Here is a 14938-nt window from a genome sequence, read left to right on the forward strand (position 1 = left end):
CGTTCAATCAGGCGGTGATTCGTCCGGGCGCGCTGTTCAGGCGCCCAGTTCACGAACCAGCGAATCGCGGTTGATCTCGCTGATGGACTTGGCGCCTGTGAGCACCATGGCCACGCGCATTTCCTTCTCGAACAGCTCCAGCAGGTTCTTCACACCCGCTTCGCCGGCGACGGCGAGGGCATAGAGGAACGCGCGGCCGATCAGTACGGTGTCGGCGCCCAGGGCGATCATGCGCACCACGTCCAGGCCGCTGCGGATGCCGGAGTCGGCGAGGATCTTCAGATCGCCTTTCACCGCGTCGGCGATGGCCGGCAGGGCGCGGGCGCTGGACAGTACGCCGTCGAGTTGGCGACCGCCATGGTTGGAGACGACGATGCCGTCGGCGCCGAATTTCACCGCGTCCTTGGCATCCTGCGGATCGAGGATGCCCTTGATGACCATCGGACCCTCCCAGAACTCGCGGATCCACTCCAGGTCTTTCCAGGAAATCGACGGGTCGAAGTTGGCCCCCAGCCAGCCGATGTAGTCGCCCAGCCCGGTCGGGTTGCCGCGATACTTCGAGATATTGCCGAGGTCGTGGGGCTTACCCATCAGGCCGACGTCCCAGGCCCACTGTGGATGGGTCATGGCTTGCCAGACCCGCCGCAGTGGCGCATTCGGGCCGCTCATTCCGGCGTGCGCATCCCGGTAGCGGGCGCCAGGCACCGGCATGTCCACGGTAAACACCAGGGTGGTGACACCCGCAGCCTTGGCCCGCTCCAGGGCATTGCGCATGAAACCGCGGTCCTTGAGTACGTAAAGCTGGAACCACATGGGACGGTTGATGGCCGGCGCGACCTCCTCGATCGGGCAGACCGACACCGTCGACATCGTAAACGGAATGCCATGGGCCGCCGCCGCCCGGGCCGCCTGAACCTCGCCGCGACGGGCATACATGCCGGTCAGGCCGACGGGCGCCAGTGCCACCGGCATGCTCAAGGTCTCATTGAACAACTGGGTTTCCAGGCTCAACTCGGACATGTTCCTCAGAACGCGCTGACGCAGGGCGATGTTGGCCAGGTCCTCGACGTTGTGGCGCAGGGTGTGCTCGGCGTAGGCGCCGCCGTCGGCATAGTGGAACAGGAACGGCGGCAGCTTGCGTTGGGCGGCTGCGCGGTAATCGGTAGAGGCGGAAATAATCATGGGGGCTCGCAGCGTGGGGTGGAAGGGAGCGGCTGCCGGGGGCTTCGACGGACCCCCGGCCCTTGTCACTTTAGTGCACCAGCATACCGGTGAAGAGATAGGCCTGGAGCAGGGTGATCAGTCCGACAATCGTGGCGAAGAACAAGCTGTGCTTGAGGGTGAAGCGGAACAGATCCGACTCCTTGCCCACCAGGCCAGTGGCGGCGCAGGCCACGGCGATCGATTGCGGAGAGATCATCTTGCCGGTCACCCCGCCGCTGGTATTGGCCGCCACCAGCAGGATGTCGTTGACGCCGATCTGGTGCGCCGTGGTCGCTTGCAACGAGCTGAACAGGGCGTTGGACGAGGTGTCGGAGCCGGTGAGGAACACGCCCAACCAGCCGAGGAACGGCGAGAAGAACGGGAACGCGGCGCCGGTCGCGGCCAGGACCAGGGCCATGGTCGAGGACATGCCCGAGTAGTTGGTGACGAAGGCGAAGGCCAGCACCATGCCGATGGACAGGATCGGCCAGCGCAGCTCGTAAAGGGTTTCTTTAAAAGTGGTCAGACCAGTTTTGAAGTCGATCTTCAGGATCAGCATCGACACCACGGCGGAGAAGAAAATCGCCGTGCCGGTGGCCGCGATCGGGTCGAGTTTGAACACGGCGGCAATCGGGGTTGGTGTCGCGACGATCGGCGCGGTCTTGATCACCAACTGATCCAGGTGCGGGATGGCGAAGTTGAACACCGTGCTGTACAGCGCACCGCCAGTGGCGAACAGCGCCTTGAACGACTTCAGGGTCCAGATCGTCACCAGCACGGTGAGGATCAGGAACGGCGACCAGGCCTTGAGGATCTGTCCCAGGCTGTAGGGCGAGGAGAGACTGCTGCGCGGCTGGCCGAAACCGCCGACGCTGGCGGTGATCACCACGCCCGGAGCGGCGCCGGCAATCTTTGCCCCCGCGGTACGCTTGGGTTGCCAGACTTTCAGGAACAGGGTCAGGGAGACCAGGCTGACCAGTGCCGAGGTGATGTCCGGCAGTTCCGGGCCGATGAAGTTCGAGGTGAAGTACTGGGTCACGGCAAAGCTCAGGCCGGCCACCAGGGCGGCGGGCCAGGTTTCCCGCACGCCGCGCAGGCCGTCCATCATGAACACCAGCCAGAACGGTACGAACAGCGACAGCAACGGCAGTTGGCGACCGGCCATGGCGCCAATCTTGAACGCATCGATACCGGTGACCTGGCCCGCGACGATGATCGGGATGCCCAGGGCGCCGAAGGCAACCGGTGCGGTGTTGGCGATCAGGCACAGGCCAGCCGCGTAGAGCGGGTTGAAGCCCAGGCCGACGAGCAGGGCGGCGGTGATCGCGACCGGTGCGCCGAAGCCGGCGGCCCCTTCGAGGAAGGCGCCGAAGCAGAAGCCGATGAGCAGCACTTGCAGGCGCTGGTCATCGGTAATCGACAGCACCGAGCTGCGGATGATTTCGAACTGGCCGCTCTTGACCGTCAGTTTGTAGAGAAATACCGCCGCGACGATGATCCAGGCGATGGGCCACAGGCCGTAGGCGAATCCGTAACCGGCGGCGGCGAGCGCCATGTCGACCGGCATCTTGAAGGCGAAGATCGCCACCAGGATCGATAAGGCCAGGGTGATGCTGCCCGCCACGTGACCCTTGAGGCGAAACACCGCCAGGGCCAGGAAGAAGAACACGATGGGAATCACGGCTGCGAGAGCAGACAGGCCGAGGCTGCCGAGAGGGCTGTAGAGCTGTTGCCAGGTTTGCATAGTGGGGTGGCCCCTAATTGTTGTTGGTCAGGCACTGGTCGATGATTTGGATAATTGGTAATACCAATTTACAATCGCCGGACGCTAGGTTAAAAGCCTTGTTGGGTATGTGTCAATTTGCCGCTCTGAAACTTTCGTCTGATAGGTGTCCGGCGCAGGGCTGAACGGGTGATTTATGTCGTGACTGGCAGGTGCTGGCGCCGCCTCGATAGGCGAGAATAGGCAGTCCCGGCAAGGGTTCGGGATCGTGAGGAGTAAGTGATGGGGTTTGATCAGATTCGTCAGCGCCGTTTGTCTGACGATATTGTCCAGCAGCTTGAGGGGATGATCCTCGAGGGCACGCTCAAGGCCGGTGAGCGGTTGCCGGCCGAGCGTGCGCTGGCCGAGCAGTTCGGTGTCTCACGGCCGTCGCTGCGTGAGGCGATCCAGAAGCTGGTGGCCAAGGGGCTGCTGCTCAGCCGCCAGGGCGGTGGCAATTATGTCGTGGAGTCGCTGGGTTCGACCTTCAGCGATCCGTTGCTGCATCTGCTGGAGAGTAACCCGGAAGCCCAGCGTGACCTGCTGGAGTTTCGTCATACGCTGGAGGCGTCCTGCGCCTATTACGCGGCGTTGCGGGCGACCGAAGCGGATCGCGAGCGCCTGCGCGTGGCCTTTGAGCAGTTGCAGAGCTGCTATGGTCGGGCGGACGAGGTGAGTCGGGCGGAGGAGGGCGCGGCGGACGCGAGTTTTCACCTGGCGATTGCCGAGGCGAGTCATAACGCGGTGTTGCTGCATACCATCCGTGGCCTGTTCGATCTGCTCAAGCGCAATGTGGTGACCAACATTGGCGGCATGTACAAGCAGCGCAGCGAAACCCGGGACATGCTGATCAATCAGCATCGCGAGTTGTACCTGGCGATTATCGAAGGGCGTGCCGAAGAGGCGCGAGCCGTGTCCAGCCGGCACATCCTGTACGTGCAGGAGGTGCTGGAGGAAGTGCGCCAGGAAGTGCAGCGAGTGGCGCGGGCAGAGCGGCGCAAGGGCTTGTAACGCCTGGTGCAGGCTGGCCAGCGCAGCCAGGATCGACTCGGTCCCTGTAGGAGCTGGCTTGCCAGCGATAGCGATTTAGCAGGCGACAGGGATGTTGAACATCCGGACGCCATCGCCAGCAAGCCGGCTCCCACAAGTCCGTATTCAACCGCAAGATATCGTCGGTCTCAGGGCTCCTACAAGGTTCCGGTCAAGGTTCCCGCAAGGGCTCAGTCTTCCTTGCCCTTGTTGCGTACGGCGCGCTGCAAGTCCCGATTGGCATCGCGCTCGCGCTCGGTATCGCGCTTGTCGTATTCCTTCTTGCCCTTGCCCAGGGCGATCTCGCACTTGACCAGGTGCTTGCTCCAATACAGCGACAGGCAGACACAGGCATGGCCCTTCTGCTGCACGGCCGTGTGTATCTTTTCCAGCTCGCGCTGGTTGAGCAGCAGCTTGCGCGTGCGCGTCGGGTCGGCAATGACGTGGGTGCTGGCGGTCGTCAACGGCGTGAAGTGGCTGCCAAACAGCCAGGCCTCACCGTTCTTGAGCAGTACATAACTGTCGACCAGTTGTGCCTTGCCTGCACGTAGACTCTTTACTTCCCAGCCGGCCAGGACCAGACCAGCCTCGAACCGTTGTTCGACGAAGTAATCGTGGCGCGCCTTTTTATTTTGCGCGATGGTCCCTGTGGGGTGCTTCTTCTGTTTAGCCATAGGGGCGGCATTATAGGGAGTTGCGCGTCACTCGGCTACGGTGAAGCTGCGTGCTTGAGCGCGTAGGATGAATCCCGGACAATGCGCGCACTTTTGTTTGCCGCCCAGCTGTGGAATCAACGCTGACATGACGACCCATATTCAACGTTCGGCCTTGCTGCCTTACCCGGCACAGGCGCTTTATGACCTGGTGAACGACGTGGCGCGTTACCCGGAGTTTCTACCCTGGTGCTCGACGGCCCAGGTGCTGGAAAGCTCGGATACGCACATGCGTGCCACGCTGGGGGTAGCCAAGGCGGGCCTGAGCCAGCAGTTCGTCACCCGCAATACGCTGGTGCCGGGGCACTCGATTGAAATGAACCTGGAGGAAGGACCGTTCACTCAGTTGCACGGTGTCTGGGTGTTCAAGCCCCTCGGCGAGAAAGCCTGCAAGATCAGCCTGGACATGACCTTCGATTACGCCGGGCCTCTGGTGCGGGCGACCTTGGGGCCATTGTTCAACCAGGCGGCCAATACCCTGGTGGATGCTTTCTGTCAGCGGGCCAAGCAACTCCATGGCTGAGCCATTGATCGCTATAGAGGTGGTCTACGCCGACGTCGGGCGTCAGTGCCTGCGGGCGGTTTCGGTGCCTGCGGGAACGACCTTGCGGGCGGCGGTGCGCCTGTCGGGGATCGCCGAGCAATTTCCCGGGCTGGATGTAGTGGGTTGTCCATTGGGGATTTTCGGCAAGGCGATGGCCGATGCCGATACCCGTATGGTGGAAGAGGGCGATCGCATCGAAATCTATCGTCCCCTGCTGGCCGACCCCAAGGAGGTCCGGCGCCTGCGTGCGGAAAAAGCGGCGAAGGCCAAGGCACAAAACCTGTAGGCATAAAAAAAGCCCGGACATGCCGGGCTTTTTTGTGTCGCCGTTTTACTGCGGTGTGGTGTCCAGAGGTTCTGGAGCCGGGACCGGTACGGCTTTCACGCCGTCGACGTCCTTCTGGATCTGATCCAGCAGCGAACCCGGCTTGGCCGGTTTCTCAGGTTGTGGCTTCTCGGCGTTCTGCACCGGAGCATTCACCGTCGTGCCGCTGTCCTTGCCCAGGATCTCTTCGTCGCGGCTTACGCCGGGCTTGAAGTCGCCGGACAGGCTGGCGAGTTGATCGTTGGCATTGAACACCAGGCTGATGCGCTCCTGCTGGCGTTCACCGCCACCGGGTTGCAGGCTATACAGGTAATCCCAGCGATTGGGGTGGAATGTATCGACCAACAGAGGGTTGCCCATGATAAACCTTACTTGCTTGCGGGTCATTCCCGGGCGCAACTGGTCTATCATGTCCTGCGTGACGACATTGCCCTGTTGGATGTCGATTTTGTAAACCCCGGGGAATGAACAACCGGCGAGTGCGAGCAGTCCCACTAAGGTAAAACTGGTTAGCAACAGCTTGGTGTTTTGCATCGGTGGGCGACTTCCACTATCTTGGCTGGGACAACGTAAACCCCGATCATACCCGTATTAAGAGAAGCTGCGAAGCAGCATCGCGAGAAAGCTGACCATGGTTGAAAATAGCGAACTACGTAAAGCCGGCTTAAAAGTGACTCTGCCACGGGTCAAGATTCTGCAAATGCTCGATTCTGCCGAGCAGCGTCACATGAGCGCCGAGGATGTCTACAAGGCGCTGATGGAAGCTGGCGAGGATGTTGGCCTGGCAACGGTCTACCGAGTACTGACCCAGTTCGAAGCGGCCGGGTTGGTGGTTCGCCACAATTTCGATGGCGGCCATGCGGTATTCGAGCTGGCGGACGGCGGGCACCACGATCATATGGTCAACGTGGATACCAGCGAGGTGATCGAATTCACCAGCCCGGAAATCGAGAAGCTGCAGAAGGCTATCGCCGAAGCACACGATTTCGAGTTGGTGGATCACAACCTGGTGCTGTACGTGCGCAAGAAGAAGTCGTAAGTCTGTCGCGAATAGCGGTTCGCGGAGCGATCGAAGGCGACCTTAGGGTCGCCTTCGTGCTTTTTGTTGCCGGATTTTTCTTGGAGTAGATCTCCGGGCTCAAGCCTTGGCCGTGATCACCATTTTTTTCGCGTGGGCCAGGGATTCCTTGGTCAGGTCAATGCCCCCGAGCATGCGTGCGACTTCTTCGATCCGCTCGGTCTTGCTCAGCTTCGAGACCGCTGTGCGGGTGGCATCGCTGCCGCGCATCTTGTGCACGAACAGATGATGGTGTCCTTGGGCGGCCACCTGGGGCAGGTGCGTGACCGTCAGGACCTGTCCGCGGTCGCCAAGGCGGCGCAGCAACTGGCCAACAATCTCGGCGGTCGGGCCACCGATACCCACGTCCACTTCGTCGAACACCAGGGTCGGGATGCGTGAGGTTTGCGCGGTGATGACCTGGATCGCCAGGCTGATCCGTGACAGCTCACCTCCGGAGGCGACCTTGGCCAGTGCCTTGAGCGGTTGGCCAGGGTTGGCGCTGACCAGCAGTTCGACCTGCTCAAGGCCATAAGGCAGCAACTCGTTGCTGGTGTTGGCGTGCAGTTCGATGCTGAAGCGGCCGCCGGGCATGCCCAGCCGCTGGATTTCCTGTTCCACGGCGCTGGCGAGGCTGCTTGCCGCCTGATGGCGCAGATCGCTGAGATCCCGTGCCCGCTCCTGATAATGCCGGGCATAGGCCGCGAGCTCTTCGGTCAGGCGCTCGATGGCTTCGTCGTTGGCATTGAGGGTTTCGATTTCATCCAGCAGCTTTTGCTGGAGGGTGGCCACTTCGGTCGGCTGGATCCGGTGTTTGCGCGCCAGGGTGTAGATCGCGTCCAGGCGCTCTTCAAGCTGTTGCAGCCGCGCCGGGTCGGCATCGAAGTGGTCGAGGAAGCGGTTCAGTTCGCCGACGGCTTCCTCGACCTGGATCTGCGCGCTGGACAGCAGGTTGGTGGCTTCGCCCAACGCGCCGGAGCCGTTATTGACGCTGGACAGGCGATTGAGGCTGGCGGTCAGGGCATTGAGCACATTACCGGAGTCGCTTTCACTGCACTGTTCCACCACCTGTCGGCAAATGCCGAGCAGGGTTTCGGCGTTGGTCAGGTTCTTGTGTTCCTGTTCCAGGTCCTCCAGCTCGTTTTCTCCCAGGCCGAGGTTCTCGAGTTCTTCGAGCTGGTAGCTGAGCAGTTGGTGGCGGGCGCGCTGTTCGTCGCCGGAGTTGGAGAGGCGCTCCAGCTCCTGGCGGGTCTGGCGCCAGCGCTGGGCGGCCAGCTGTACCTGGCGGGCGAGATCGGTGGCGCCGGCGTATTCGTCAAGCAGTCGACGGTGGGTATCGGTTTTCAGCAGGGATTGGTGTTCGTGCTGGCTGTGGATGTCGATCAGCAGTTCGCCGAGGGCCTTGAGGTCGCCCTGGGGGCAGGGTGAACCGTTGATATAGCCGCGCGAACGACCTTCGGCGGTAATGACCCGGCGCAGGATGCACGGGCCGTCGTTGTCGAGGTCGCGCTCGGCCAGCCAGGCCCGGGCTTCGGGGATGTCCTCGAGGTCGAAGGTGGCGAGGATATCGGCCTTGTCCGCGCCGGGACGGACCACGCCGCTGTCGGCGCGATCGCCCAGGGTCAGCCCGAGAGCGTCGAGCATGATCGACTTGCCGGCACCGGTTTCGCCAGTGATTACGCTCATCCCGCGATCCAGTTCCAGATCGAGATGTTCGACGATTGCGTAGTTATGTACGGACAGGTGCACCAGCATAAAGACCGCTCCCAGGCTTTAGGTCTGGTTATTTATACAGTGTTTTGATTTGTACTGACAATGCTTGCCCTTAGTCCGATTGGCTTGAATTTCGAGGTTTCTTAGCTCGATCTGTAATCTTGCATCGATAGGCTGGGGCACGATTGCCTGGGTTGCAGCCCTTGAACCTGGAAATTGCGGCCCCATATATCGGGGCAGACGCGCGAGTCGAGCTCGCGGACGATATTGAAAGGAGGTTTTTTATGGCTGACGAACAGACTCTGGATTCGCAAAATCAGGAAGCCGGCTCGGCCGCACAGGCTCAGGGTGACGATTTGGCCACCCGCGTGCAGGTGCTCGAAGAGCAGCTGGCGGCGGCACAGGATCAAGGGTTGCGTGTCGCAGCCGACCTGCAGAACATCCGCCGGCGTGCCGAGCAGGATGTGGAAAAGGCGCACAAGTTCGCCCTGGAAAAGTTTGCTGCCGACCTGCTGCCGATCATCGACAGCCTGGAGCGTGGCCTGGACCTGTCCAATCCGGACGATGAAAACATCCGGCCGATGCGCGAAGGCATCGAGCTGACCCTGAAGATGTTCCAGGACACCCTCAAGCGTTATCAGCTGGAAGCCATCGACCCGCACGGTGAACCCTTCAACGCCTCCCTGCACCAGGCCATGGCCATGCAGGAAAGTGCCGATGTCGAACCGAACAGCGTGCTGAAAGTGTTCCAGAAGGGCTACCAGCTCCACGGTCGCCTGCTGCGCCCGGCGATGGTTGTGGTCAGCAAGGCAGTGGCGCCGGTTTCGCCGACGATCGACGAGCAGGCTTGAAATCGGTCGCAAGGCCCCCATCTACAAGTCAAGCGTTTAAGTGCTACCGCAGTTGGCCATAACCGCTGCGGCAAAAAAATCAAAGTTTCGGGAGAGTGAAATGGGCAAAATTATCGGTATCGACCTGGGGACTACCAACTCCTGCGTCTCCATTCTTGAAAACGGCAAGGCCAAAGTGATCGAAAACGCCGAGGGTGCACGCACCACTCCGTCGATCATTGCCTACGCCAACGATGGCGAAATCCTGGTTGGCCAGTCGGCCAAGCGCCAGGCGGTGACCAATCCGCATAACACCCTGTACGCGGTGAAGCGTCTGATCGGTCGCAAGTTCGACGAAGACGTCGTTCAGAAAGACATCAAGATGGTCCCTTACAAAATCGCCAAAGCTGACAATGGCGACGCTTGGGTTGAAGTGAACGGCCAGAAAATGGCGCCGCCACAGATCTCGGCTGAGATCCTCAAGAAAATGAAGAAAACCGCCGAAGACTACCTCGGCGAAGAAGTCACCGAAGCGGTCATCACCGTTCCGGCCTACTTCAACGACAGCCAGCGCCAGGCCACCAAGGACGCCGGTCGTATTGCCGGTCTGGACGTCAAGCGGATCATCAACGAACCGACCGCGGCTGCTCTGGCCTACGGTATGGACAAGGCTCGCGGCGACCACACCGTCATCGTTTATGACCTGGGTGGCGGTACCTTCGACGTGTCCGTGATCGAAATCGCCGAAGTCGATGGCGAGCACCAGTTCGAAGTGTTGGCCACCAACGGTGACACCTTCCTCGGCGGTGAAGACTTCGACATTCGTCTGATCGACTACCTCGTCGACGAGTTCAAGAAAGAAAGCGGCATGAACCTCAAGGGCGACCCGCTGGCCATGCAGCGCCTGAAAGAAGCCGCTGAAAAAGCCAAGATCGAGCTGTCTTCGGCTCAGTCGACCGACGTCAACCTGCCGTACATCACCGCAGATGCCACCGGTCCCAAGCACCTGAACGTGAAGATTTCCCGCGCCAAGCTGGAAGCCCTGGTTGAAGACCTGGTTCAGCGCACCATCGAGCCTTGCCGTATCGCGTTGAAAGACGCCGGTATCGACGTCGGCGCGATCAACGACGTGATCCTGGTCGGCGGTCAGACCCGCATGCCGCTGGTTCAGAAGCTGGTGACCGACTTCTTCGGTAAAGAAGCCCGTAAAGACGTCAACCCGGACGAAGCCGTTGCCATGGGTGCTGCTATCCAGGGCGCCGTTCTGGCCGGTGACGTGAAAGACGTTCTGCTGCTCGACGTCAGCCCGCTGACCCTGGGTATCGAAACCATGGGTGGCGTGATGACCGCGCTGATCGAGAAAAACACCACGATTCCTACCAAGAAATCCCAAGTGTTCTCGACTGCCGACGACAACCAGGGCGCCGTGACCATTCACGTCCTGCAGGGTGAGCGTAAGCAAGCCGCACAGAACAAGTCCCTGGGCAAGTTCGACCTGGCCGAGATTCCACCAGCACCTCGTGGCGTGCCACAGATCGAAGTGACCTTCGACATCGACGCCAACGGCATCCTGCACGTCGGCGCGAAAGACAAGGCGACCGGCAAAGAGCAGAAGATCACCATCAAGGCCAACTCCGGTCTGTCGGATGAAGAAATCCAGCAGATGGTTCGCGATGCCGAACTCAATGCCGAAGAAGACCGCAAGTTCGAAGAGCTGGCCAGTGCCCGCAACCAGGGCGACGCCCTGGTGCATTCGACTCGCAAGATGATCGCCGATGCCGGTGACAAAGTGACCGCTGAAGAGAAGACCGCGATCGAAGCTGCCTTGGTTGCCCTGGAAGCCGCTGTCAAAGGCGACGACAAGGCCGCTATCGAAGCCAAGGTCGAAGAGCTGTCCAAGGTCTCCGCGCCTGTGGCCCAGAAAATGTATGCCGAACAGGGCGCCAAGCCTGAAGCCGGTGCACAGCCTGCCCAGGAAGAAGCGCACCACAAGGACGACGTCGTCGACGCTGAGTTCGAAGAAGTCAAAGACCACAAGTAATCCACTTGTAGGTCAGCCGGTTGACTGCTTTTAGGCGGTGACTGGTAGGATGTCGCCGCGCGGGAGCTTGCTCCCGCGTTGGCGTGTCTGGAATAGGCAAATTTTTACAGCATGCGACAGCGTTCGGGTGCTGATGGTAGGGGCGGGGCTGTTCCAGTCGGGTGTCCCGAACATCCTCAAGAGTGCAAAGAATCATGGCAAAGCGTGACTATTACGAGGTATTGGGGGTCGAGCGCGGCTCCAGCGAAGCGGACCTGAAAAAGGCTTATCGCCGCCTCGCGATGAAACATCACCCGGACCGTAATCCGGATGACAAGGCGTCGGAAGAGCTGTTCAAGGAGGCCAACGAGGCCTACGAAGTGCTGTCCGATTCCAGCAAGCGTGCGGCCTACGACCAGTACGGTCATGCCGGCGTCGACCCGAGCATGGGTGGCGGTGGTGCCGGCTTCGGTGGGCAGAACTTCTCCGATATCTTCGGTGATGTGTTCAGTGATTTCTTTGGTGGCGGTCGCGGCGGTTCCCGTGGCGGCGCACAGCGCGGCAGTGACCTGCGCTACACCCTGGAGCTGAACCTGGAAGAGGCGGTGCGTGGCACGACCGTCAATATCCGCGTCCCGACGCTGGTCAATTGCAAGCCGTGCGACGGCTCCGGGGCCAAGAAAGGTTCCGCGCCGATCACCTGCCCGACCTGTGGTGGTATCGGTCAGGTGCGCATGCAGCAAGGCTTCTTCTCGGTGCAGCAGACCTGTCCGCGTTGCCATGGCCAGGGCAAGATCATTTCCGATCCGTGCGACTCCTGCCATGGTCAGGGTCGTGTGGAAGAGTACAAGACCCTGTCGGTGAAAGTGCCGTCGGGCGTCGATACCGGCGACCGTATTCGCCTGTCCGGCGAAGGCGAGGCGGGCACCCAGGGTGGTCCGACCGGCGACCTGTATGTGGTGATCAATGTCCGCGAGCACGATATTTTCCAGCGCGACGGCAAGCACCTGTTCTGCGAAGTGCCGATCAGCTTTGTCGATGCAGCCTTGGGTGGTGAGCTGGAAGTGCCGACCCTGGATGGCCGCGTCAAGCTGAAGATTCCTGAGGGTACCCAGACTGGCAAGCAGTTCCGTCTGCGCGGCAAGGGCGTTGCCCCGGTGCGCGGTGGTGGTGCGGGTGACCTGATGTGCCGTGTGGCCGTCGAGACTCCGGTGAATCTGAGCCGTCGCCAACGTGAACTGCTGGAAGAGTTCCGCTCCTCCCTGGACGGCGACAGCTCGCATTCGCCCAAGGCCAGCGGTTGGTTCGAAGGCATGAAGCGTTTCTTCGGCGACCTGTAAGGAGCGAGGCATGCAACGTATAGCTGTGATGGGCGCCGCCGGGCGTATGGGCAAGATCCTGGTTGAGGCGGTGCAGCAGCGCGCGCCGCTCACCGGTCTGACGGCGGCGATCGTCCGTCCTGGCAGCTCGCTGGTCGGTGCGGATGCCGGCGAGCTGGCCTCGCTGGGGTGCATCGGCGTGCCGTTGTCCGAAGGGCTGGAGGCGGTGGCGGACAAGTTCGATGTGTTGATCGACTTCACGCTGCCGGAAGTGATGCTGAAGAACCTGGCGTTCTGCCGTAAGGCGGGCAAGGCCATGGTCATCGGCACCACTGGCCTGGACGCGGCTCAGAAGGCCTTGCTGGCCGAGGCGGGCAAGGACATTGCGATTGTCTTCGCGGCCAACTTCAGCGTCGGCGTCAACCTGTCGCTGAAGCTGCTGGATATGGCGGCGCGGGTGCTGGGTGAGGATGCGGATATCGAGATCATCGAGGCGCATCACCGGCACAAGATCGACGCACCTTCGGGGACGGCGTTGCGCATGGGTGAGGTGATCGCCAAGGCACTGGATCGTGATCTGCAGAAAGTCGCGGTGTACGGTCGTGAAGGTCATACCGGCGCGCGGGAGCGGGAAACCATCGGTTTTGCCACTGTGCGCGGTGGTGATGTGGTCGGTGATCACACGGTGTTGTTCGCGGCTGAAGGCGAGCGTCTGGAGATCACCCACAAGGCTTCGAGTCGCATGACGTTCGCCAAGGGTGCGGTGCGTGCGGCATTGTGGCTGGATGGCAAGGCGCCAGGCCTGTACGATATGCAGGACGTGCTCGAACTGCACTGACAGGTTCGGCGCGGTATTTACTGTGGGAGCTGGCTTGCCGGCGATGGCGTCCGCAAGGGCGGCGCAAGGCTTGAGGGCCTTATCGCGAGCAAGCTTGCTCCTACAGGGATCGCGTGAGTCGTGGTGGCAAGATGGCCTCCAATCCCCAGTTTCAATCCGCTTGGCGACGCCCTGTCGCATTCCCTGGCCTTTTCGGCTCATTAGCGGTGGATTAAAAAAGCCTTTTTCTGTAAGCTACAGCTTTAGTGTGTCCACTAAAAGCGCGCAGAATAATTCAGTGAACGAGCGGGGTGACGTGTCCATACGTCATTCCGCTTTTTTACAACCTGCGATCGCCCTTTCAGGCTTTATTTACGGGAGGTCTTCTTGACTAAGCCAGCCATACTCGCCCTTGCTGATGGCAGCATTTTTCGCGGCGAAGCCATTGGAGCCGACGGTCAAACCGTTGGTGAGGTGGTGTTTAACACCGCAATGACCGGCTATCAGGAAATCCTTACCGATCCTTCCTACGCCCAGCAAATCGTTACCCTGACCTACCCGCATATCGGCAACACCGGTACGACGCCGGAAGATGTCGAGTCCAATCGTGTCTGGTCGGCCGGCCTGGTCATTCGCGACCTGCCGCTGGTAGCGAGCAACTGGCGCAACACGCTGTCCCTGTCCGATTACCTGAAAGCCAACAATGTGGTGGCTATCGCCGGTATCGATACGCGTCGCCTGACCCGCATCCTGCGTGAAAAGGGCTCGCAGAACGGCTGCATCATGGCCGGTGACAACATTTCCGAAGCCGCGGCGATTGCCGCAGCGCAAGGTTTCCCGGGCCTGAAAGGCATGGACCTGGCGAAAGTCGTCAGCACCACCGAGCAATACGAGTGGCGCTCGACTGTCTGGGACTTGAAGACCGACAGCCACGCGACGATCGAAGCTTCTGAGCTGCCTTACCATGTCGTGGCCTACGACTACGGTGTCAAGTACAACATCCTGCGCATGCTGGTCGAGCGCGGTTGCCGCGTCACGGTCGTGCCGGCGCAAACCCCGGCCAGTGACGTGCTGGCCCTGCAGCCGGATGGCGTGTTCCTGTCCAACGGCCCAGGCGATCCCGAGCCGTGCGACTACGCTATCCAGGCGATCAAGGAAATCCTGGAAACCGAGATCCCGGTCTTCGGTATCTGCCTGGGTCACCAGTTGCTGGCCCTGGCCTCCGGCGCCAAGACCCTGAAAATGGGTCACGGCCATCACGGTGCCAACCACCCGGTCCAGGATCTGGACAGCGGCGTTGTCATGATCACCAGCCAGAACCACGGTTTTGCGGTGGATGAAGCGACCCTGCCGGCCAATGTCCGGGCGATTCACAAGTCGCTGTTCGACGGTTCCCTGCAAGGCATCGAGCGCACCGACAAGAGCGCGTTCAGCTTCCAGGGTCACCCTGAAGCCAGCCCGGGCCCGAACGACGTTGCACCGCTGTTCGATCGCTTCATCAATGAGATGGCCAAGCGCCGTTGATCGCCTGAAGACCCAGGGCGGCCCCGCACGGCGGCGGCCCCCGGGGTCTGTTCAAGGATTGTTCAACGGCTTGCCGACTGAC

The 14938-nt window shown here is 61.1% G+C and carries 14 protein-coding genes; 9 read left to right on the top strand and 5 right to left on the bottom strand.

Annotation, left to right across the window (positions count from 1 at the left end):
• Nucleotides 1–36: 36 nt before the first annotated feature.
• Nucleotides 37–1182 (bottom strand): FMN-dependent L-lactate dehydrogenase LldD, encoded by a 1146-nt coding sequence (gene lldD, locus HX866_RS29605; RefSeq protein ID WP_177140973.1) that lies wholly within the window; start codon nt 1180–1182, stop codon nt 37–39.
• A gap of 70 nt (nt 1183–1252) precedes the next feature.
• On the bottom strand, nt 1253–2947 hold the full coding sequence (locus tag HX866_RS29610; protein WP_177105910.1) for a lactate permease LctP family transporter: 1695 nt from the start codon (nt 2945–2947) through the stop codon (nt 1253–1255).
• Nucleotides 2948–3208: 261 nt separating this feature from the next.
• On the opposite strand from HX866_RS29610, the gene HX866_RS29615 reads away from it, so the two are divergent.
• The gene (locus HX866_RS29615; RefSeq protein WP_177090322.1) at nt 3209–3976 is read left to right on the top strand and encodes a GntR family transcriptional regulator; all 768 of its coding nucleotides are present in this window, start codon (nt 3209–3211) and stop codon (nt 3974–3976) included.
• Between the two features lie 209 nt (nt 3977–4185).
• Here the strand turns inward: HX866_RS29615 and smpB are convergent, their stop codons facing one another.
• On the bottom strand, nt 4186–4668 hold the full coding sequence (smpB, locus tag HX866_RS29620; protein ID WP_177140974.1) for an SsrA-binding protein SmpB: 483 nt from the start codon (nt 4666–4668) through the stop codon (nt 4186–4188).
• 127 nt (nt 4669–4795) lie between these two features.
• On the opposite strand from smpB, the gene HX866_RS29625 reads away from it, so the two are divergent.
• Both HX866_RS29625 and HX866_RS29630 read left to right on the top strand, forming a co-directional pair.
• Nucleotides 4796–5230, top strand: a complete 435-nt coding sequence (locus HX866_RS29625) for a type II toxin-antitoxin system RatA family toxin (protein WP_177090320.1) — start codon at nt 4796–4798, stop codon at nt 5228–5230.
• The gene (locus HX866_RS29630) at nt 5223–5537 is read left to right on the top strand and encodes an RnfH family protein (protein ID WP_177105909.1); all 315 of its coding nucleotides are present in this window, start codon (nt 5223–5225) and stop codon (nt 5535–5537) included. The genes HX866_RS29625 and HX866_RS29630 overlap by 8 nt, the downstream gene beginning before the upstream one ends.
• Nucleotides 5538–5582: 45 nt before the next feature.
• Here HX866_RS29630 and HX866_RS29635 read toward each other — a convergent pair whose 3' ends face one another.
• Nucleotides 5583–6110 carry an outer membrane protein assembly factor BamE gene (locus HX866_RS29635; protein ID WP_177090316.1) on the bottom strand — a complete coding sequence of 176 codons (528 nt, stop codon included), beginning with the start codon at nt 6108–6110 and terminating at the stop codon, nt 5583–5585.
• Between the two features lie 97 nt (nt 6111–6207).
• Between HX866_RS29635 and fur the strand changes: the two genes are divergently transcribed.
• Complete coding sequence (fur, locus tag HX866_RS29640; protein ID WP_177090314.1) at nt 6208–6615, top strand: ferric iron uptake transcriptional regulator; 408 nt, start codon at nt 6208–6210, stop codon at nt 6613–6615.
• Nucleotides 6616–6714: 99 nt separating this feature from the next.
• Here the strand turns inward: fur and recN are convergent, their stop codons facing one another.
• Nucleotides 6715–8388, bottom strand: a complete 1674-nt coding sequence (recN, locus tag HX866_RS29645; protein WP_177090312.1) for a DNA repair protein RecN — start codon at nt 8386–8388, stop codon at nt 6715–6717.
• 242 nt (nt 8389–8630) lie between these two features.
• Between recN and grpE the strand changes: the two genes are divergently transcribed.
• From grpE to carA, 5 genes are all read left to right on the top strand, one after another.
• Nucleotides 8631–9197: a nucleotide exchange factor GrpE gene (gene grpE / locus HX866_RS29650; RefSeq protein ID WP_121136287.1), complete on the top strand. Its 567-nt coding sequence runs from the start codon at nt 8631–8633 to the stop codon at nt 9195–9197.
• Nucleotides 9198–9297: 100 nt separating this feature from the next.
• Entirely contained in the window at nt 9298–11217 is a 1920-nt protein-coding gene (dnaK, locus tag HX866_RS29655; RefSeq protein WP_177090310.1) for a molecular chaperone DnaK, read from the top strand.
• Between the two features lie 194 nt (nt 11218–11411).
• Nucleotides 11412–12536 (top strand): molecular chaperone DnaJ, encoded by a 1125-nt coding sequence (dnaJ, locus tag HX866_RS29660; protein WP_103494940.1) that lies wholly within the window; start codon nt 11412–11414, stop codon nt 12534–12536.
• Nucleotides 12537–12546: 10 nt separating this feature from the next.
• On the top strand, nt 12547–13353 hold the full coding sequence (gene dapB / locus HX866_RS29665) for a 4-hydroxy-tetrahydrodipicolinate reductase (protein ID WP_177140975.1): 807 nt from the start codon (nt 12547–12549) through the stop codon (nt 13351–13353).
• A gap of 366 nt (nt 13354–13719) precedes the next feature.
• On the top strand, nt 13720–14856 hold the full coding sequence (gene carA, locus HX866_RS29670; protein ID WP_177105907.1) for a glutamine-hydrolyzing carbamoyl-phosphate synthase small subunit: 1137 nt from the start codon (nt 13720–13722) through the stop codon (nt 14854–14856).
• Nucleotides 14857–14938 lie beyond the last annotated feature (82 nt).

It is taken from the genome of Pseudomonas gingeri (assembly GCF_013386165.1).
Taxonomy (GTDB): Bacteria; Pseudomonadota; Gammaproteobacteria; order Pseudomonadales; family Pseudomonadaceae; genus Aquipseudomonas; species Aquipseudomonas gingeri_C.